General features: G+C 49.1%; 18 protein-coding genes and 1 pseudogene. 9 read left to right on the forward strand and 10 right to left on the reverse strand.

Features of this window, described 5'->3' with window-relative positions; all coding sequences use genetic code 11:
* Nucleotides 1-141 precede the first annotated feature (141 nt).
* From SD10_RS12300 to SD10_RS12310, 3 genes are all read right to left on the reverse strand, one after another.
* On the reverse strand, nt 142-1032 hold the full coding sequence (locus tag SD10_RS12300) for a phosphoenolpyruvate carboxykinase (ATP) (RefSeq protein ID WP_046574060.1): 891 nt from the start codon (nt 1030-1032) through the stop codon (nt 142-144).
* Between the two features lie 72 nt (nt 1033-1104).
* Nucleotides 1105-1452 carry a hypothetical protein gene (locus SD10_RS30085; RefSeq protein WP_046579436.1) on the reverse strand — a complete coding sequence of 116 codons (348 nt, stop codon included), beginning with the start codon at nt 1450-1452 and terminating at the stop codon, nt 1105-1107.
* A gap of 95 nt (nt 1453-1547) precedes the next feature.
* Nucleotides 1548-2126: a DUF4142 domain-containing protein gene (locus tag SD10_RS12310; RefSeq protein WP_046574061.1), complete on the reverse strand. Its 579-nt coding sequence runs from the start codon at nt 2124-2126 to the stop codon at nt 1548-1550.
* Between the two features lie 129 nt (nt 2127-2255).
* Here SD10_RS12310 and parS point away from each other — a divergent pair, with 129 nt between their 5' ends.
* From parS to SD10_RS12330, 4 genes are all read left to right on the forward strand, one after another.
* Entirely contained in the window at nt 2256-2639 is a 384-nt protein-coding gene (gene parS / locus SD10_RS12315; protein WP_046574062.1) for a type II RES/Xre toxin-antitoxin system antitoxin, read from the forward strand.
* Nucleotides 2639-3088, forward strand: coding sequence for an RES family NAD+ phosphorylase (locus SD10_RS12320; RefSeq protein ID WP_046574063.1), 450 nt, complete (start codon nt 2639-2641; stop codon nt 3086-3088). The genes parS and SD10_RS12320 overlap by 1 nt, the downstream gene beginning before the upstream one ends.
* 311 nt (nt 3089-3399) lie before the next feature.
* Entirely contained in the window at nt 3400-5916 is a 2517-nt protein-coding gene (gyrA, locus tag SD10_RS12325; protein WP_046574064.1) for a DNA gyrase subunit A, read from the forward strand.
* A gap of 141 nt (nt 5917-6057) precedes the next feature.
* Complete coding sequence (locus tag SD10_RS12330; protein WP_046574065.1) at nt 6058-7503, forward strand: tetratricopeptide repeat protein; 1446 nt, start codon at nt 6058-6060, stop codon at nt 7501-7503.
* A gap of 996 nt (nt 7504-8499) precedes the next feature.
* On the opposite strand, the gene SD10_RS30090 is transcribed toward SD10_RS12330, so the two are convergent.
* The 3 genes and pseudogenes from SD10_RS30090 to SD10_RS12345 all read right to left on the reverse strand — a co-directional run bounded on the left by SD10_RS30090 (nt 8500) and on the right by SD10_RS12345 (nt 9995).
* The gene (locus SD10_RS30090; RefSeq protein ID WP_227699267.1) at nt 8500-8826 is read right to left on the reverse strand and encodes a hypothetical protein; all 327 of its coding nucleotides are present in this window, start codon (nt 8824-8826) and stop codon (nt 8500-8502) included.
* Between the two features lie 84 nt (nt 8827-8910).
* Nucleotides 8911-9015: pseudogene (locus SD10_RS30255) on the reverse strand (XRE family transcriptional regulator); the annotation flags it as partial.
* Nucleotides 9016-9179: 164 nt separating this feature from the next.
* Nucleotides 9180-9995 (reverse strand): 2,3,4,5-tetrahydropyridine-2,6-dicarboxylate N-succinyltransferase, encoded by an 816-nt coding sequence (locus SD10_RS12345; RefSeq protein WP_046574067.1) that lies wholly within the window; start codon nt 9993-9995, stop codon nt 9180-9182.
* Between the two features lie 1191 nt (nt 9996-11186).
* On the opposite strand from SD10_RS12345, the gene gap reads away from it, so the two are divergent.
* Nucleotides 11187-12179: a type I glyceraldehyde-3-phosphate dehydrogenase gene (gene gap, locus SD10_RS12350; RefSeq protein ID WP_046574068.1), complete on the forward strand. Its 993-nt coding sequence runs from the start codon at nt 11187-11189 to the stop codon at nt 12177-12179.
* A gap of 112 nt (nt 12180-12291) precedes the next feature.
* Here gap and trmB read toward each other — a convergent pair whose 3' ends face one another.
* From trmB to SD10_RS12365, 3 genes are read right to left on the reverse strand one after another with little or no spacing between them, the layout of a single operon-like run.
* On the reverse strand, nt 12292-12954 hold the full coding sequence (gene trmB / locus SD10_RS12355) for a tRNA (guanosine(46)-N7)-methyltransferase TrmB (protein WP_046574069.1): 663 nt from the start codon (nt 12952-12954) through the stop codon (nt 12292-12294).
* Between the two features lie 5 nt (nt 12955-12959).
* On the reverse strand, nt 12960-14246 hold the full coding sequence (locus SD10_RS12360; RefSeq protein WP_046574070.1) for a bifunctional folylpolyglutamate synthase/dihydrofolate synthase: 1287 nt from the start codon (nt 14244-14246) through the stop codon (nt 12960-12962).
* Nucleotides 14246-15190: an energy transducer TonB gene (locus tag SD10_RS12365; RefSeq protein WP_046574071.1), complete on the reverse strand. Its 945-nt coding sequence runs from the start codon at nt 15188-15190 to the stop codon at nt 14246-14248. The genes SD10_RS12360 and SD10_RS12365 overlap by 1 nt, the downstream gene beginning before the upstream one ends.
* 326 nt (nt 15191-15516) lie before the next feature.
* Between SD10_RS12365 and SD10_RS12370 the strand changes: the two genes are divergently transcribed.
* From SD10_RS12370 to menD, 3 genes are all read left to right on the forward strand, one after another.
* A complete protein-coding gene (locus SD10_RS12370; protein WP_046579440.1) occupies nt 15517-16680 on the forward strand; it encodes a sensor histidine kinase in 1164 nt (387 codons plus the stop codon).
* Complete coding sequence (locus tag SD10_RS12375) at nt 16646-17053, forward strand: response regulator (protein ID WP_046574072.1); 408 nt, start codon at nt 16646-16648, stop codon at nt 17051-17053. The genes SD10_RS12370 and SD10_RS12375 overlap by 35 nt, the downstream gene beginning before the upstream one ends.
* A gap of 103 nt (nt 17054-17156) precedes the next feature.
* The gene (gene menD, locus SD10_RS12380; RefSeq protein WP_046574073.1) at nt 17157-18911 is read left to right on the forward strand and encodes a 2-succinyl-5-enolpyruvyl-6-hydroxy-3-cyclohexene-1-carboxylic-acid synthase; all 1755 of its coding nucleotides are present in this window, start codon (nt 17157-17159) and stop codon (nt 18909-18911) included.
* A gap of 167 nt (nt 18912-19078) precedes the next feature.
* On the opposite strand, the gene SD10_RS12385 is transcribed toward menD, so the two are convergent.
* Entirely contained in the window at nt 19079-20173 is a 1095-nt protein-coding gene (locus SD10_RS12385; RefSeq protein ID WP_148562437.1) for a tetratricopeptide repeat protein, read from the reverse strand.
* 21 nt (nt 20174-20194) lie between these two features.
* Between SD10_RS12385 and SD10_RS12390 the strand changes: the two genes are divergently transcribed.
* Nucleotides 20195-20446, forward strand: a complete 252-nt coding sequence (locus SD10_RS12390; RefSeq protein ID WP_046574074.1) for a hypothetical protein — start codon at nt 20195-20197, stop codon at nt 20444-20446.
* Nucleotides 20447-20587 lie beyond the last annotated feature (141 nt).

Below are 20587 nucleotides of genomic sequence, written 5' to 3' on the forward strand. Positions count from 1 at the left end.
GATGTACATACGAAGTGATCAGGTTGGTTGTATCCGTGGGCCGTGTCCTCGCGGCCCACTTACCTCTCCGGATGATAAAGCCGTTGCTGACTGCACCGGCGGACCGGACCGACAAGGCTGTGTCCTCACGGCCCTCGGAGTTTATTGGAACGTTTGCACAAACCGTTCTAACGCATCAAATCCATTTGGTCGTTTCAGTTGATTGATCGCGGCAACCTGGGCAATGCGTAGGGCTTGCTGGAAATGTGTTTGCAGGTAGGTACCGGTTAACAGCTGAATGGGTAATGGAAAATGTTTTAACAGTTCGACCGGTGCCAGGAGGGGTCTGATCGGTTCGCTCCTTTTGCGTGAGTTTTGCGGGTAAAGCAGCGTGATGCTCCGTAGGGGAACCGGGTTTCTGGGGAAGGTAGCTAGCGGCTGATTAACGAGGTATTTCGTTGCGCCTTCGAAAGAGGGTTCGAGCACTGATTCGTCGAAAGCCAGGCCATCGACCGTATTCTTCCAGATCTTATACTGGCCGAAAGCAGGCACAACAAACGGGTTGTTGTCAATGAGTTGAATCGCGACCAGGTCATCGGTCAGCACCGTGTGCCCTGCTTTTCCAAAGGCCGCTGCGGTGGTCGATTTGCCCGCACCGGGGATGCCTAAATAAACGGCTGCGTCATGGCCAACCTGAACGGCGCTTCCGTGCAGCAGGAAAAGGCCGCGCTGGTACAACACTAAGCCGATGACCTCACTAAGCAGAAAGAGTCGTAGCGTTCCTGCGTCGGCCCCTTCGTTCTGGTACGTGATGGTATTGCCTGCCGCAATCTTGAAGCGGCCAATGCCCGCCCAGTTCAGGAGAATACCCGACGAGGTAAGGCCTAACCGGGCGCGTACCCCACGGCGCTGGATGCGGGTGGGGCGATTGGCGCGTTGGTGGAGGGGTGCCTCCTGAATAAAAACATCCGTTTCGGCGGTCGATTCCTGTAAAACTCCGGTGAAATCCAAGCACGTTTCAAGAGTTAAGCCAAAGGCCAGGTACTTTCCCATCGGTAGGTAATCGCAAGGGTAATTACCTCAAAAGTAGAAAAAATAAGGGCCGCTCCCGCCGACTGATCGCCCTTAGCGTTGATTTATCTTTTTCCTGGACATCGGTTCCTGACTAGTCTTCTTATCCTTTGAGCCCGTTTTTGCCTGGTTTTTTACGGAATTGCCTGATCCATCCGGCGACTTTGTACGGTTGCTGGCACCGGTTGGCGGTACATACATATACGCCCGGGAAGCTCCTTCATCGGCAATGGTCATGCTGGATGCACTGGAAGCGGCCGGCCGTTTGCCTTCCGTCAGGTAACCAGAGCCTGTTGAGGCCGTTGACCCGCCACTGCGGCCACCGGTAGTCGATTGGGCCTGGCCCGACAGCGCGAGGCCCAGTGCCAGAAAGAGTGTCGTTGTTGAGATGATCGTTTTCATAAGCTGACTGTTAACGTTTGTTGAGTCGATGAAGTCAAAAATGCCCCTGTTATGCGTTTCGGTCATGACAGGGGCATCCGTCTGTTGTTTACGAATTAATCAATTTTTTTGTCAATGGCGTTGATGCTTTCCATATGCTTTTGCAGCGTAGGCAGGGTTTTTGCCGCAAAGCTTTTCACCGCTGGGTTTGCTTTCTCGTCTTCGGCCGTCTTCTTAAACAAGTCGATATCTTCTTTGTGATCATCGACCATCATGCTTACATATTTCTTATCGAACTCAGCGCCCGATAATTTGGCCATCTCGTTCACGTGCTTTTGCTCGTCTTCACCGAGCGTAGTGGGCAGGGTAATGTTTTGCGTAGCGGCTATGGTTTTGAGTTCTTCATTGGCTTTTGAGTGATCTTTCACCATCATCGCCCCAAATTCTTTTACATCCTTACTCTGGGCTTTTTCCTCCGCCAGTCGACCCAGTTCTACTTCCAGCATGCCTCCATTGGCGGCTTTCACCGCAAACTCATTGGTGTCTTCCGTCTGACCAGTGCCGGCATCTTCTTTCGCGTCATTGGCATTCTCTGCGTGTTCAACGCTGTCATCACTTTCTTTCTTCTTGTCGCTGCAAGCCTGAAAACTCAGGGTGCTGATGGCGAGTAGCAGGAGCAAACTTACTTTTTTCATAACGTGATTGATGTTTAGTGAACCATTAGTAAGAACCATTTTTGACCCATTAGGTTTTGAGCGAATCGAAGAGCTGGAATTTCTGGACAAAATTCTGTGTTTGTTAGACAAATTTCCTATGTTTGTTCCATGATTTTATCCGATCGCATATCACTCGTTTTTCTGGCGCTCAAAGGCGTTCCGGCCACCCGTTTCTTCGAGATCGCCGATCTAACCGGCTATAAACGGGAGCACCTGGCTGAGGTGTTCGATACATCGCTCAAGACATTTCAGCGGTACGAGCGCGAGAAAAAAAGCCTTAATCCCCAGGACAGTGAAAAGGTGCTCAAAATCATGGCGCTTTTCCAGACGGGTGAATCCGTGTTTGGTACGGCGGATTCGTTTCGGCGCTGGATGGATAAACCCGCCTATGGGCTGGGGAATCAGATTCCTTTCGACCTGCTGCATACCTCAGGCGGTATCGACTTGGTGATGGATGAACTCACCCGAATTGAATACGGAGACCTGGCTTAATGCTCGTTTATCGAATCACGAAAGCAATGTATGCCGACCGGCTGGTTGCGTCTGGTGGGGCGGCCCGCTGGAATAGCCGGGGGCAATTTGTCATTTATACCGCTGCCACCCGGGCACTCGCCTGCCTGGAGAACGTTGTTCATCGGGGAAGTGAAGGGTTGTCGAGCACGTTTCGGGTGATGGTTATCGACATACCGGATACCTTGCGAATCGAACCAATAGACCCTCAAACACTGCCCGTAGACTGGGTTGATTATCAGCAATATAAGATCTGTCAGCCGATAGGAGGGGAGTGGCTGAGCAGTTACCGTTCTGCTGTATTGCGGGTACCGTCAGCCATTATTCCGAATGAATGGAATTATCTCTTAAATCCTGCCCATCCTGATTTCTCCAGCATTCGTTTGGTGCAGACAGAGCCCTTTATTTTTGATCCCAGGATTAAAGAGTAGGTTGGTTTATGGGTATCCGTGTACGCAAAACCGGCTCCTGAGTGCGCTCCGGAATAGCCTAACCGGCAACGCGTCAGGGGTCTGTGTTTTAGTTGAAATAGAATTGTATTTCATTTAGATGATGCTGGCGACAGAATACGCCATTTCTTTCCAACAAAAGAGACGTTTCTGTGGCTCCGTTAAGCCCAATAGGCGCGATTTTAAGGGATTATTTCTCTTTTCTCCTGAAAATTTTGTATATTTGTCTATAGAGCGGTTTACGCGCAGTGTGTAAGCCAGAATAGTAATTTTCTGCGAAACTCATTTGTCACATGGCGGACGAAACTCCCGACCTCGAAACTCCCAGTAATATCATTCCCATTAACATTGAAGACGAAATGCGGGGTGCGTACATTGATTACTCGATGTCCGTTATCATCTCGCGTGCGTTGCCCGATGTTCGTGACGGGCTGAAGCCTGTTCACCGCCGGGTCTTGTTCGGTATGGCAGAATTGGGGGTGAACTATAATAAGCCTCACAAAAAATCGGCCCGTATCGTTGGTGAGGTACTGGGTAAATATCACCCGCATGGCGATTCATCGGTCTATGATACCATGGTTCGTATGGCGCAGGATTGGTCGCTGCGGTATCCACTCGTGGATGGACAGGGTAATTTTGGTTCGATCGACGGCGACTCTCCGGCAGCTATGCGCTATACCGAAGCCCGTCTGAAACGCATCGCCGACGAACTACTGACTGATATTTATAAAGAGACGGTTGATTTTCAGGGGAACTTCGATGATTCTCTGCTGGAACCGACTGTCATGCCCGCCAAACTACCGAACTTACTGTTAAACGGTTCGTCGGGTATCGCCGTTGGGATGGCCACGAATATGGCTCCGCATAACCTCACGGAAGTAGTCGATGGTATTCTGGCCTATCTGGAAAACTATGACATTACAGTTGAGGAACTGATGCAGTTTGTCAAGGCGCCGGACTTTCCGACGGGAGCGACGATCTACGGAATGGAAGGGGTTAAGTCAGCTTTCCTGACGGGTCGTGGGCGCGTTGTTATGCGGGCCCATGCGACGATTGAAGAAAATCGGGGCAAGACTCAGATTATCGTCACGGATGTACCCTACATGGTCAACAAGGCCGTCATGCTTGAAAAGACGGCGGAACTCATCAACGACAAGAAGATCGAAGGCATCACCGCTTTCCGGGATGAATCGGACCGCGACGGTCTACGGGTCGTTTACGACCTGCGGAAAGATGCCATCCCAAACGTTGTCCTAAATAACCTCTACAAGCACACCGCGTTACAGTCGTCGTTCAGCATCAACAACGTTGCCCTGGTCAAAGGGCGCCCGATGATGCTGAATCTGAAAGACATGATGAAGTATTACGTCGAGCATCGGTTCGAGGTTATTACCCGTCGTACGCAGTATGAATTGCGCGAGGCTGAAAAACGGGCGCATATCCTGGAGGGTCTGTTAATTGCGCTGGATAACATCGACGCCGTTATTGATCTGATCCGTTCCTCACGCGATCCGGAAATAGCCCGAACCGGCCTCATGGCGCGGTTTAGTCTGAGCGATCTGCAGGCGAAAGCCATCCTGGAAATGCGCTTACAGCGTCTGACGGGTCTGGAGCGGGACAAACTGCAGGCTGAGTACGACGAGCTTATGAAAGAAATCGCTGACCTGAAAGAAATCCTGGCCAGTGAAGAGCGCAAACGGCAAGTAATCCGGGAAGAACTTACCGACATTCGCGCCCGCTACGGCGACGAACGGCGGACGGAGATCAACGCCCTTGGGGACGGAAACATCAGTGACCTGTCGCTGATTGCCGATGAGGACATGGTGATTACCATTTCGCACGAAGGGTATATCAAGCGGACACCGACCACCGAATACCGGTCACAGGGTCGGGGAGGAGTAGGCGCTAAGGCAGCTGCTTCGAAAGAAGAGGACTTCACGGAGCACCTGTTCACGGCAACTATGCACAACACGCTGCTGGCGTTTACCCAAAAAGGACGCTTGTACTGGTTGCCTGTTTATGAACTTCCCGAAGGTTCCCGGCTGTCGAAAGGTCGGCCACTCGCTAATTTTATTAATATCGAGTCGGACGATAAAGTCCGGGCGGTCATTAACGTGACAGACCTGAAGAATGAGGACTATATCAACAATAATTACATTGTGATGTGTACCCGCAACGGGACCATCAAGAAAACCATGCTGGAGGCTTACTCCCGTCCCCGTCAGAACGGCATCATTGCGATCACGATCGATGAGGATGATCAGTTGCTCGGGGTGTGTATGACCAATGGCGATAATGACATTGTCATCGCGTCCAGTGCGGGCAAAGCTGTACGCTTCCATGAAAGTCGGGTTCGGCCAATGGGACGGACAGCCGCAGGTGTACGGGGTATTTCCCTGGATGAAGAAGATGCCACCGATCATGTGGTTGGCATGGTGTGTATCTCGTCGGCTGATGCACAATTGCTGGTTGTATCGCAGAATGGGTATGGAAAACGTTCCGATATCGAGGAGTACCGGATTACCAATCGGGGGGCCAAAGGGGTGGGTACGCTCAAAGTAACCGAGAAAGTAGGGCGCCTGGTTGCCGTGCTGGATGTGGCGGATACGGATGACCTGATGATCATCAACAAGTCGGGTATCGCCATCCGGACTCCAGTGGAGGCTATCAGCGTTATTGGCCGGAATACCCAGGGGGTTCGACTCATCAAGTTAAATGAAGGGGATGAAATATCGTCGGTAACCAAAATCAAACGGGAAGAAGGAGAGGAGCTGATCGCTGCTGAGCCGGAGCCCGCTGTTGTCGACTAGTCAGTCTATAACATAATTTGAGCCGCCTGGGCTGATCAACCAATCAGTCAGGCGGCTCAAACATTTTAAGGCGGGTCATGCTTATACAGTCAGATTCCGTAATTTCGTTTCTTAATAAGAAAACACAACCCCAGTTTACACATGAAACAAGTTTTTGTAATTCTCGCTGCATGTCTCCTGACCACAGGAGTATATGCCCAGGCACAGCAAGGTAATACGGCGGCAGATCTTGCCATGGAAACCTCAAAGAAGGAAAAGGAGAAAAGCGATAAGGACATTACCGATGCCAAAGCGTCCGCTAAAGCCAGTACGTGGATGGATCGGGCCAAGATTTATGAAAATATTGCTTCCAGTGGATTTATGAAAATAGATTCTTCGGCAGCAACGGTTGCGTATGATTCCTTCAAGAAGGTAATTGAATTGGATAAGGACAAAAAGGGTGGTCCGGGTAAATTGGCAAAAGAAGCCGAAGAGGCTTTGAAAGCGCCCGTGATGGCAACGGCTTTTATGCAGCAGGGGGTGGCTAAGTTTCAGTCCAAGAACTACGCTGATGCCATGAAAGCCATGTCGATAGCAGGGGATATTAACCCAAAGGACACCTTAGCGCCATTGTACACGGCTATCGCGGCTCAACAAATCAAAGATAACGCCACGGCGAAGACCCAACTGGAGAAATACATCGCTGGCGGGGGAAAAGATGCGGCTATTTACGGTTCGTTGGCGATGTTGTATCGCGGAGATAACGAGATTGACAAAGCCCTGGCTGCGTTGGACAAAGGCATCGCCCTGGCCCCAACCAACAAGGATCTGGCTAACGAGAAGATCAATATCATGCTCTCGTCGAACCGGATGGATGAAGCCATCACGGGCATGAAAGCGATGGTTGAGAAAGATCCTAACAACGTGCAGAACCTGGTCAACCTATCGATTGTCTACAATAATATTGCTCACAAATCGGATGAGGAAATGCGGAAGCTGGAGGGAGACTCCAAGAAAGGAGGCAATACCGCCAAGCAATTAGCAGATGGTAAAAGCATCATTGATGCGTACAACAGCGAGATCGCCCGATTGACGGCCAGCATCAAAAAGACGCCAAAGCCTGAGTTGAAACGGCAGTTGGCAGATGTTCAGAAACGACTGGCGGAACAAAAAGTGGAAGTTGCCAAATTGGAAGCCGATGCTAAAGCTGCCGCAGCTGGTGCTGCCGGTGCAACAGATAGTGCAAAACGGTTAGCTGAACTCAAACAGGTGCAAAAAGAAAACCTGACCCAAGAGAAGACATACCTGGATAAAGCACTGGCTATTGACCCCAATAACTACGATGCCAATTTCAATACGGCTGTTTTCATTTTTAATGAAGCGGTAGAAATGAAGCGTGGTGTCGATCGGATGGACATGGCCGAGTATAGCAAGAATGGTAAAGAACTGGATGGTAAGGTTTGTGGTAAATTCAAGCAGTCACTACCATATTTTACTAAGGCAAAGTCGATTAAAGATGAGGCTGATGTAAATGAAAACCTGACGAATCTGCAGAATATCCTGAAGCAGTACGAGGAGAAAAAAATCGAGTGTATCGAAAGCAAATAAGGTAATAGGGTTGGTGCTGCAAGGTGCCGACCCTATTTAATAATTACTTTACTTAACATAATATAAATTATATAACAAAATTGACTGGGTAATCCACAGACTTATTCACAACTTATCCACGTGGAACACTAAAGCATTGCTTTACAAGGAGTTAGGTAGTTTTGGGCCTGAAATAGGGCTCTAAACGCTCAAAATCGATGTTTTTAGGTAGAGATGATGCGGTATCGATGCGAATAAATATAGCCTGTGAAGGTTTCAATTCTGGTAAACATACTAATAGAGAATAAAAACAGACTTCACCTTTTACTAGACGTACCAACGTATAGCCTGTCTATTATATAAACTAAAACCACAAACTCAACTGGTTGCTTTATCGGAAGCAGCGTTGAGTAGCTGGGCTGACCGAAATAAGCCAATCAACGTATCTGGTTTTATAAAATGATCCATTCTACCATACTTAAGCTATAGTCCGACACGAATGGGCCTGAACCATTCGGTTGATGAAACGGCAGTGAAGTTACGGCCACCAGTTTTGTAACGGCCTTCAGCGCATACGATACCAAAGCGTTTAGGCTATAGAGGCCGACTTCACAAATTGGCTGGTCAGTTTGCATACAGACGAGCCGATATTAAGACGTTTGATACCAAAGCGTTTAGGCTATAGAGGCCGACTTCACAAATTGGCTGGTCAGTTTGCATACAGACGAGCCGATATTAAGACGTTTTATACATCAGTGCTTACAGTAATCTGTAAAATTGGCTGGTTAGATGGCAGCCAGAAAAATGGGAATACCTCCTATTGTTAAGAAATAAAAATGCCCTTTGGAAAGCTTTGTATTGCCGATCTCTGTGTTGCTATAACTACAAACTATCAGGGGAACGTAGGAAGTCAATACCACTACACTAGCACCTCAGGTAGGTTGATCCAACACCAGTCCCATTCCCAAACGATCTTTACCTGGGGAGTTAGTTACCCATTGGGCAAAAGAACCTTTCCTAATGAGAGGGCATGTACTCTTTAAAGGAGCCGTCTGTATAAAAGATCAGAATGCGCTCTACCTTTTTATCAGCACTAACGACAGGACTAATCGCCGATTCAACTTGACCAGCCAGTGTATCAACGGGCGCCTGGCTCTGAATATGGACCGGGGGTATCTCATTCCGCTGGCTTCGGATGCCGGGCGACGGGTTTGCATAGGAAACAGAGGAGGCTGGTTGTACCGGGCTAAAGCGCTCGGTACGTTCGACCACAGGACGTGACTGATTACGGTTGCCGTAGCCTGACGAAACAGATTGATTTACCTGTTGACTTTCTTCTTCCATGATCCACTCGTAACCAAGCTCCGGAAATCGACGTATAATCTTTTGAATGATATCGAAACTTGGGCGATTGCGTCCCGATAAAATATGCGATATACTGGATCGTTGAACTCCGATTTCATCCGCGAAATATGATGGAGTTAAATTTTTGTCCAATAAGATCTGTTTAATTTTGTCATTTATGTTCATCATACAATTGATAACAGTAGCAGGTGAATTAGTACAAATATAAATTTAATACTGATTGTTTCTTGTAATTTACAAAATAAAATAGCCACATCAGATGATGTGGCTATGTAAACTTCACAAATGTATTTAATTGTGTATAATTACAAATGTGTATTGGGTGTTATCTGTTAAACCGATACACTGTTTTCCCGAAGTGCATCATTGAGTGATGTTTTCAGATCAGTGGATTCTTTTCGTTGCCCGATTATTATTGCGCAAGGTACATGAAATTCTCCCGCGGGAAATTGTTTAGCATAGCTTCCGGGAATCACTACTGAATTAGCAGGAACAAATCCTTTATACTCCACCGGTTTAGCACCCGTTACGTCAATAATTTTTGATGAGCCTGTGATAGTAACACCGGCTCCTAATACGGCTCGCTTTCCAATGTGGGCTCCTTCAACAACAATGCAGCGCGAGCCAATAAAGGCACCATCCTCGACAATGACGGGTGCAGCCTGGGGTGGCTCAAGGACACCACCTATTCCGACGCCCCCACTCAGATGGACATCTTTGCCAATCTGAGCACAACTCCCAACCGTTGCCCAAGTGTCAACCATTGTTCGCTCATCTACATAGGCGCCGATGTTGACATACGACGGCATCAGAATTACCCCCGGTGCTTGGTAAGAACCAAACCGGGCTACAGCTGGTGGGACCGCTCTAACTTTAGCTTCTGCAAAATTAGTTTTCAGTGGGATCTTGTCGTTGAACGTAAAAATGCCTACTTCTTCGGTCTTCATTTGTTGACTAACGAAGTAAAGAAGAATCGCTTTTTTTACCCACTCATGTACAGTCCAGTTGTCGGATCCGGTTATGGGTGGAGAGGCTACTCGGAGTTCTCCCCTATCTAATTGATTTATTACGTCTTTAATTAGTTGGATGGATTCTGGTTCTGAAAGCAGTTCCCGGTTAGTCCAAATTTCGTCAATTCTTTCGTTCATTTACTTAAAGTAATAGTTTATACTTAGGTATATAACTAATTGAATATTAGGGAAGTAATTTTTACGACCAAATATTATATTGTTATATAACGATATTATAAACGGGTGGCATTTCCGTTTTTTCAAAGGTAATACGAAGACATGTATAGTTGAAATATAACAGCTCAAATAATTTGAAACTCCACAAGGGCCAAGGGCATGGCTTTGGATCTTACCACCAGCCGAACGGTTTTATCGACGCATCAGGTTTAGGTTGTTAGGCCTGCTCCTTTTTAATCGCTTATCCCTAGCATGAAATGAGCCATGCTGTTTCTGATCGGTAAGGTTCTGGCCAGATACCAAACACTCGGTAGACGAACCTTGCTCCTCTGTTGTTGTAAACTGGTCACTCAAAATTTTAGTAGTATTGATTAATTCAGTAAAATGGTTCTACTATTTATGAGCAAAAGAAAAATGGGTAATTCTATATGGATAAAGCAAAAACTGAGCCGATGTAAAAAGGATGGAGCTACGTACTGTTAGTAATACGTAGCTCAACGCTATATTCATCTAAATGATCACTCAATTGAGTGATTAGGCTAGTTTCTTGTTCTAAGAGATGTCTAAGATCTTATAAACTATGTAGACCCTATAAGATGCTAAAGGTTAGGTGAGAGGTTATTCCACAACTACGTGGTCAAACCTATATATTAGTCGATTGTAGGAATCCGAATATGACTAATTTATAATAGGCATCTATTAAAGTTATTTGAATGACTGGCTTTAACTAGCTAGTGCTTATTAGTAGTGATCCTGGTGTATTACTATTGATAAATAGAAATAGACAATATATTAATCCGTTGCTCAAGACAGATAATACCAGAAAAATTTAGCTTTTCTTATGATTTATAAAGGGAGTAGTACCTCTCTCCTATTTTTAGTAAAACAATGGTCATAGTTTAGCAAAATCAAACAATATACACACTTTTTTAGTATAAATTTTAGTATATACTAATTTAATTAGCAATAATTGCTAAAATTCCTAATTATTTTTAGCAAAACACTAGTTAAATACTAAATATAAGACTTAAATATGCTAAATACTAATTCCCCTCCCCTATTTGCTAAATATTGTAGCTAATTAGATATATCTGCAAAAGGCTTTTTTATCTGTTATATTTGACACCGAAAACAAACCAATTTTCTCTGTACATGGAAAAAATACGCGTTGCAATTAACGGCTTTGGCCGTATTGGGCGGTTATCGTTCAGAAGACTACTTGAAAAAGAAAACATTGAAGTTGTTGCCATCAATGACCTAACAGATAATGCGACGCTGGCGCATTTATTAAAGTACGATTCCGTTCATGGTAAATTCACAGGCACGGTAACGTCAGACGGCGAAAGCTTAACCGTAAATGGTATACACATTAACGCATATGCGGAACGTGACCCAAAACAATTACCCTGGAGTGACTTAAAAGTAGATGTCGTTCTGGAGTCAACCGGGCGTTTCGTCGATGAGGCTGGTGCTGGTATGCACTTACAAGCGGGTGCTAAAAAAGTAGTTATCTCGGCTCCTGCTAAAGGAAATATTCCTACGGTCGTTTTAGGCGTAAATGATGATACGCTGACAGGTTCGGAAACCATTATTTCAAATGCTTCGTGCACCACAAACTGCCTTGCCCCAATGGCAAAGGTGCTAGATGACGTTTTCGGTATTGAGAAAGGATACATGACAACCATCCACGCCTACACCGCTGATCAAAACTTACAGGATGCTCCTCACTCGGATTTGCGCCGGGCACGGGCAGCCGCTTTATCCATTGTACCAACCTCAACCGGTGCAGCTAAAGCAGTAGGGCTTGTGTTACCCCAATTGAAGGGCAAACTGGATGGGAATGCCATGCGCGTACCAACGCCAGACGGATCACTGACGGATTTGACGGTAGTCCTGAAGCGGGAAGCGTCCATCCAGGAAATTAACGATGCCATCAAACAGGCGTCTGAAACAACATTGAAAGGGATTCTGGAGTACAATACCGACGAAATTGTCTCGATTGATATCGTGGGTAACCCGCATTCCTGCATTTTCGACTCAAAATTGACAGCGGCTAATGGAACGTTGGTAAAAGTAGTTGGCTGGTATGATAATGAATTCGGTTATTCAAGCCGGGTTGCTGACTTAATGGCTAAGCTGTTTTAATAATGTAATTTGTGAAATAGCCATCACCATAACTTGTAAATTCACACTGTTAACAAATGGTGATTGATCAAGTTAAATTACATAAGTAAATAAACGAATGGGTGTGATTATGTTAAATCACACCCATTTTACATTGTAAATAGTTAATTGTAAATCCTTTGTCGAAGAAGATCTGTTCGTACTTCGTCTTAATTCCCAAATGTATATCGTTCAATGGGGAGCTATACAAGTCAGTTGTATATTGTAAATTAGTGACCTGCGCCTGTTTAACCTGCTCAAGACTGTACGCAAACAAATCAGGACTATCTGTCTTTAGGTGCAGCGTGCCTCCAGGCACTAACAAACGTTGATAGGTTGACAAGAATCGTGGGTGGGTTAATCGATGTTTCTCCTGCTTTGGCCGGGGCTGCGGATCAGGAAAGGTGATCCATACTTCATTAACTTCTCCGTCGGTAAAAAACTCCGTCAGGAAATTGATGTCCGTACGCAAAAAGGCGACATTCTGTAACGCCAACGTTTGAGCCGCCCTGGCCCCACGAGCAATCCGGTCTCCTTTGATATCGACCCCTATAAAATTTACTTCTGGAAAGGCCTGTGCTAAGCCAACCGTATACTCTCCTTTTCCACAGGCCAACTCAAGAACGATTGGGTTGTTGTTTTTGAAATAGTCCGTTCGCCAGTTCCCACGAATGGTTTTGTAAAGAGGTTTACCAACTTGAATAACATTTGTACTTTCTGCGTTTTGCAGAAAGCGGTGTGTTTTTCTACGTGTCACGGTGGTTATAAATTAGGTAATTCGGCAATGGTGTAGTTGCTGCCGGTTATCAGAATTAAATCATCAGCAGCCGAATCCTGTAAAGCCGCCGACAAGGCCGCATTCACATCGGTGAAAACGTGCCCCCTCCGACCAATCAAGGCAGCTTCTGCCTGTAAAACGTCAGCGGGTAAGGACCGGGGTGTCTGAGCCTGACAGAAGTAATAGGCGGCCGTTTGAGGCAGTACATCCAGAATATGGCTCCGGTCTTTGTCGGCTACCAGACCGATCACAATACGCAGTTGAGTATACGCCAGGGAGCGGATGGTGTGGAATAACGCTTCCAGACCCGGCCGGTTATGGGCCGTATCAGCGATGACACGGGGATGATCTTGTAGGGTTTGGAACCGCCCTTTGAGTCCCGTTAATGAGGTGACGGCGGCCAGTCCATCCTGCTCAGCAGCAGGCGAAACGGGAAACAGGGGCTGCAGCACCGCAACAGTAGCCAGCACCGCCGGGAGATTTTTCAATTGATAGTCCCCTAACAAATCAAGTGCGAGCGAATAAACCGATCCACTGTCCTGCCAAACCTGAACCTGCCGTAACCCCTCTACAATCCCGTTATCCCGCAGGGTGTACTGTTGATCAGCGAAAGCAATGGGAGCCTGCAGTGATTCGGCTACGCCCCGGAATATGCCTTCTGTCTCCGGGTGCGTCTCGCCAATCAGTACCGGAACCCCGGGTTTGATAATACCGGCTTTTTCTCCGGCGATCAGCGGGAGGGTATCCCCCAGTATGTCGGTATGATCGTACCCAATGTTTGTGATGACGGACGCAACGGGGGTGATGACATTCGTTGAATCAAGTCGTCCGCCCAATCCCACTTCAATCAGCGCAACATCGACCGTTTCCCGAGCAAAGAAAGCAAAGGCCATGGCCACAGTCACTTCAAAGAAAGATGGTTCAATCCGCTCGATCAGTCCCTGGTGTTGCGCTACAAAGCGGGCCACCTCATCCTCTGGAATGGGCTGGCCATTGAGCCGGATGCGTTCGGTAAATGAGCGAAGGTGTGGGGATGTGTATAGACCAACCCGATACCCGGCCGATTGATAAATAGCGGCCAGCATATGGGAAGTGCTCCCCTTCCCATTCGTGCCAGCGACGTGGATGCTGGTAAACTGATGCTGGGGGTTGCCGAGCGCTTCGCACAGCAGAAGGGTATTCCCTAAACCGGGTTTAATCGCTTTGGCACCGATCCGGTGGAAAACCGGGAGCCGACTGTATAAATAGTCGATCGCTTCCGCGTACTGCATTAATCTTTAGACTTAATGATAAAGGTAATCGTACCAGTGGCTGTGGGTGGCGTGGCGCCCCCTTTCGGACGCAGCCGGAGCCGCTGCACCGCTTTGCGGTAGACCTCCGCAACAGATGGGCTAACGGTACTTTGCAATTGTTGAATCCGGGTTATGTCGCCCCCATCATCCACCGTAATCTTAAACACAATCTTGCCGGTCTCGTCAGAGTCGTCATTCACGCTGGGGCGACTCGCCATCGACCAGCCCGACACGTCGAAGGCTACTCCGGATGACGATCCACCGGGGGTTCCGTAAAACTCCTTGGCGTTGATTTTGCCATTGGGATTTCCCTTGTCGCCAACACCACTGGCATCGTCGCCATTGTTATTCCCTCCGGTCCCCGAGGCTTTACCCACGGTGCCATTCGAACCACCCCCACCCGATGATTTCTTGAACAGGGCATCGTTGTTGACGGTCTCCACTTTTTTAGGCGGGGCCGGTGGAGCCGGCCGTTCTACCGGGACGGCTGCTTTGGGCGATTCCGCCCGCTTGGGCTCGGGCCGTTCAGGCGTCGTGACGGGGCTTTCGGCTTTGCTGGCAATCAGTGGCTTCTCCGTAGCCGTTTTGGCTGGTTTAGCCTCCTCCACTTTAGGCGACGGGGTAACCCGGGTCTTTTCGAGCCGGGGTGTCGTGTTTACTTTTGGATTGGGGCGCTTGTCAGCCGCTTTCACATCAACCGGATTGGGCGAATCCGACGCTTTATTATACGTCTGAATCCGACCACTCCCCCGGGCATCGGTGCCGAAGTTAACTTCGACAAACTGAATGGGGGGCGGATTGGGAACCGAATGGGAGAGGTTGACCAGGAACAGCAGGGCCACCAGGAGGACATTGATGAGTAAGGCACCGACAAAGGACTTTACCCGAATTTCATCCTCGTTGTCAAAGGTGATACGGTTCATGCAGGGGATGGTTTTTCGTTAATAACGCTGGAATGAGCGACTTCGTTTAGTAATCCCTACAGACAGCCCGTCTGTAGGCGAACAAAGTAACGTAAAATTTAGGAGAGAAGCGGGTTTACTAGCGGTTTGCTGGCCAGTGGATCGTTCCGGTGTAGGTCAGTCTGATCGACCAGAGAAGCCCTCAGAAGCAGGAAAAGTATACATTTCGTAGCCATAAATGAGAGAACTTCGGCCATAGCCGTATCTTTGGTTAGCCGATTGCTCCGGATGGTATGCAGTTGGTCCGTAACGATACCCTACGTAAACGCATTCATTACCGGTACTATATGGAAGAAGTATACAAGTTTTTTCAACGACTTACGGATGTTAGCGACTGGCCTCCCCGTTGGCTATGTGGTCGGTGGACAGACTTTCACGGCTGGCTGTATATCCTGTCCGACTTAACCATCTGGTTAGCCTACATGGCGATCCCGCTCATCCTGATTCGGTTTATATTCGTTAAGAAAGGGGTGCCTCTGTCGGGCGTTTTTGTCCTGTTCGGCGCGTTCATTTTATTGTGTGGCCTTACTCACCTACTGGATGCCGTCATGTTCTGGTGGCCAGCCTACCGCATTAATGCGCTCATCCGATTTTTGACGGCGGGCGTGTCGATTGCTACGGTTATCGCCCTGATCCGGTATTTTGACGAAGCCGTTGGGTTACGCACGTCCGGGGAGTATGACCGCGAACTCGCTTTCCGGCAGCAGGCCATGCAGGAGTTATCCCGATCGAATGAAGAGTTACAGCAATTTGCCTATATAGCCTCCCACGACTTACAATCTCCCCTAAAAACGATCGTCAACTATTTGTCGTTACTGGAAAACAAACACCAGCAACAACTCGATCCGGAAGCGCTCAAACTGATTCATGTATCGACCGCTGCCGCCGAACGAATGCGGGTACTCATCCATGATCTGCTGGATTTTTCGCGGGTGGGAACTGAGATCGACTTTGAACAGGTCGACCTGAACGAGGTCCTGGCAGAGGTCGTAGAAGACCAGCAAACGGAAATTCGGTCGACAGGGGCTACCATCGACATCGGCCCCCTTCCTGCCATCAGGGCTCATCGTACCGATCTCAAACAGGTTTTTCAGAATTTACTTAGCAATGGGTTGAAATACAGACGAACGGGCGTGGCCCCGCATATCCAAATCAGAGCCGTCGATGAGGGGAATCAATTTCGGTTTACCGTACGGGATAATGGCATTGGGATCGAAGCGAAATACTACGACCGGGTCTTCCAGATTTTCCAGCGGCTACACGGCCGAAATGAGTACCCGGGTACGGGCATTGGCCTGGCCACCTGCAAGAAAGTAATCGATATTTACGGCGGTCAGATTGGCCTCGACAGTACGGTTGGCGTTGGTACAACTTTTTTTGTCGTTATTCCTAAGGTTATTAAAACGAGTCAGCACTATGCCCAGGCCCATTCACTGTATCCTACTCATTGACGATGACCCGGATGACAACTTCATTCACCAACTGATTATTGACGAGTCGGATCAGTGCGATCAGGTTCGGGTGGTAACCAGTGGCACCCAGGCATTGACGTACTTACAGGAAACCAGCCATCCCGAATACAGTAAACCGGATGTCCTGTTTGTCGATATTAATATGCCGGGTATGAATGGCTTCGAGTTTTTGGCCGAGTATCAACAGCTCGATGCACCCTTAAAAGGACAGGTGGTTGTCGTGATGCTCACCACGTCGATCAGTATGCTGGATCGGCAACGGGCAAATGCTTTACCCGAAATAAATATGTTCCGGTCCAAACCCCTCACCACTACGCTACTCAACGAACTGGTAGCTACCTATTTTTCATGAGCAGTTGAGTCATCGGGGCCTCATCGATTCGTAAACAAAACCCCGTTATCCGGCTTTATCGCAGGTAACTAGCCTGATCATTCGTTCTTATTGCTGCTTTCGTATGCCCATTCTTCAACCCATTGTCAATATTGCCGAACTTCTCTACCGGAAAGGCATTACCGATGTCGTTGTCTCCCCAGGCTCGCGCTCGGCCCCACTGACCCTGGCGGTAGCACGGCATCCTCACCTCCGGGTTCGGGTAATGGCCGATGAACGATCCGCCGGCTTTGTTGCCCTGGGTATGGCGATGCAATCCAGGCGGCCGGTAGCGGTGATCTGTACGTCGGGAAGTGCGGTCTATAATCTGGCCCCGGCGGTGGTCGAAGCTTTTTTCGGGCAGGTTCCCCTCCTGCTCCTTACCGCCGACCGCCCCCATGAGTGGCTTTATCAACAGGATGGGCAGACCATTAACCAGGTGGGTATCTTTGGCTCGCACGTGAAGCGCAGTTACGATCTTCCCGCCGACTATACCCACCCGGACACCCGCTGGTTTATCGACCGCTGCGTTAATGAAGCCGTCAATTTAAGCCAGTGGCATCCAGCCGGACCGGTCCACATCAATGTGCCTCTGCGGGAACCGTTCTACCCCGGCTCCGATGAACCGTTTCTGGCGGAGCCCGTCCGGGTCATCGATACCTGCCCGACCGAGCTTACCCTGCCGACCGACACCTGGCGCGACCTGATGACGGAGTGGGAACAGAGTGAGCGGACGCTCATTGCGGTGGGTCAGATTCCCTATGATCCGGCCCTGCTGGCTGTTCTGCGGAAACTGAGTGACGACATGGGGATTCCGGTTGTGGGGGAAATCGTCAGTCAGATTGCCCGCAACGAGGTGTTCATTACCCGGTCCGATACGTTCCTGTCTGGCCTGGATGAGCAAACCGGCCAGTCGCTCCAGCCGACTTTACTCCTTACGATTGGCAACTCGTTTCTAACCCGAAACCTGAAAACATTTCTCCGGCAGTTTCCGGCGCACCGACACTGGCACATTCAGCCCGCCACGGACCGGATCAATGATTCGTTGCAGAGCCTGACGAAGCTTATCCCCGCTGACCCGCTGTCTTTCCTGGAGAAACTCTACTCCGACCTGGACTACCAGCGATTTTTACGGGGCGATGACGACGACGAACCGCATGCGTTCCTGCATCGCTGGCAAACCCTTGATCGGCAGGCGACCCGACTCATTGAAAAAACGCTTCGACCCGCTTCTGGCCAGCTGACCGATTGGTCGGCGGTACAGGTTATTCTGGAACACCTGCCTGAACAGTCTCTGCTTCACCTGGCCAATAGTATGCCCGTGCGGTATGCTAACCTCTGCGGACTGGCCGAAGAAAAACAGATTCGGGTGTCTGCCAACCGAGGGGTCAGTGGCATTGACGGCTGTCTAAGCACCGCCGTTGGGGCTGCGCTGATGAGCGATAAACTGGTTACCCTGCTGATTGGCGATGTGGCATTTTTCTATGACCGCAATGCCCTCTGGTCGGCCCCCGTGCCGCCAAACCTGCGCATTGTCTTACTAAACAACGACAGCGGACATATCTTTCGAATGATTGACGGACCAGGCCGCCAACCCGAGCTGGAAACCTATTTTGAAACCCCGCACGGGTATACAGCCCAAAACACGGCCGATGATGCGAAACTGGTGTATACCCATTGTGACGCGCTCGACACGCTCACCACCCTCCTCCCCGACTTCTTCCAGACCAGTCCCTCAGCCAGGCTACTGGAAATCACGACGGATAAACGAGTGAATCAGGACCAGTTTGTGGCTTACAAAATGCAGATACGAAACCTACAGGCAAACAAAGCAAACTAAAACTATAGTTATAGTTTGATCCAATCACCCCTACCAGGTCGTTCGCCAAATGGGTGTTGCTTGGACTTACCCCCTCGATGGGAATCCGTTTGCCTTTTTTATCATTGTGTGGTTTCACATTGACCGGTCCGTAGACTTGCTTGTTTAGGTATGCCCGACGTATACCCTTACCGACAGTGCAAAGCCCGTTCGCGTTTCGCCTGCTCATCACCAGCCAGCTCGCCCAGGCGCCAGGCATCACAGGCTTCCGCCGAATGGCCGAGTGCCTGTTCGGCCGTACCGATGTAAGAATAGAGCTGATCGACCGATGCGTCCAGTTTTTCAGCCTGGCGAAAGGAGTTGAGTGCCGGAGCCGCCTGCTTTTGGCCGAGGTAGTACAATCCCAGGGTTCGGTGCGCCCAGGCATTCTGGCTATCCCGCTGAAGGGATTCCCGGACCAGTGGCAGGGCATCGGCCGGACGGTTTAGTTTGAGCAGCAGGTACGCCTTATTGTTGAGGTAATAAGGCTGACGAGGTTGTACCGCCAGCGCCCGGTCTACATACGCCAAGGCTTCCGTGACGTTACCTGCATGCGCCAGCAGTAAACTCTGGTTGTTGAGGGCCGCATCCTGTCTCGGGTTGAGCGCCAGAGCCCGCTTAATATCCTGACTTGCCTGGTCATAGGCTTTCTGGCTATAATAGAAAGCCGCCCGATTCGTCAGGGCTTCGACATTGTCCGGATTCAGCTGGAGGGCCTTATCGTAAGCGACCTGTGCCTGCGCCGGGTTGTTGAGCCGGACGTAGGCATCGGCCAGCCGAGTCTGGTAAAAGGTCGAATCCCGATAGCGTTTTTCTATATGTTGCAAATCCGTTACACTCCCGGCGGCATCCCCGGTTTCCAGCAACACCTCGGCCCGGTTGAAGTAAGCCGTCTCAAAATCGGGGTCGATCTGGATGGCGCGGGTATAGTCAGCCAGGGCCCCCTCCCGATCATCGTCCCGGAATTTAGCCAACCCCCGGTTGTTATAGGCATCGGCAAAGTCTGGCTTTTTACTGATGGCTTCGGAATAAAATCGGATAGCCTCTTTATATTCGCGTTTTTGGAGCTGCACATTCCCTTTCAGGAAAAACTGGGCAGCTTCATCGGTCGCATCGTTTTTACAGGATGAATTGAGGAGCAAGCCAACCAGACTAACGGCCAGCCAGCTAACCACGCGGGCGCGTCGATCCATTCCCGTTGCCCCGCCGAGCCACCCTGAGAAAAATAATACAGTAGTCATCATTACTAATTCATCCTTGTTAGCATGCGTTTCGTTCAGGATATTCCCCACCCTCATTTCCGCATTGGTCTGTACGCCTGGAATGGCAAATATATCGTCAAAATCGAAGCCGGACCCTATGAGCAGACGTATAAGATTAGCGAAATGGACATCACCGATCCTGAATCCGTTCCCAACAGGCTCGATGAACCCTTTCTGAGCCGGGTAGCCAAGCGTTTTCAGGAGATGGATCAGGACTGGCAGGAGGCAGGCGAACGGTATGATTACGATTCATAAGCGTTCTGCCATAGTGGCTTAATTAGCCGGTTTATAACTTCCCTTCCAAATTCAGGTTACAACATAAACCAGTCTGTGATTGAACCCCTATAGAAAACACGGACAACCAGCCCCTAAAGAAGCCCCTCGATCGGTAGCTAC

Source organism: Spirosoma radiotolerans (assembly GCF_000974425.1).
Taxonomy (GTDB): domain Bacteria; phylum Bacteroidota; class Bacteroidia; order Cytophagales; family Spirosomataceae; genus Spirosoma; species Spirosoma radiotolerans.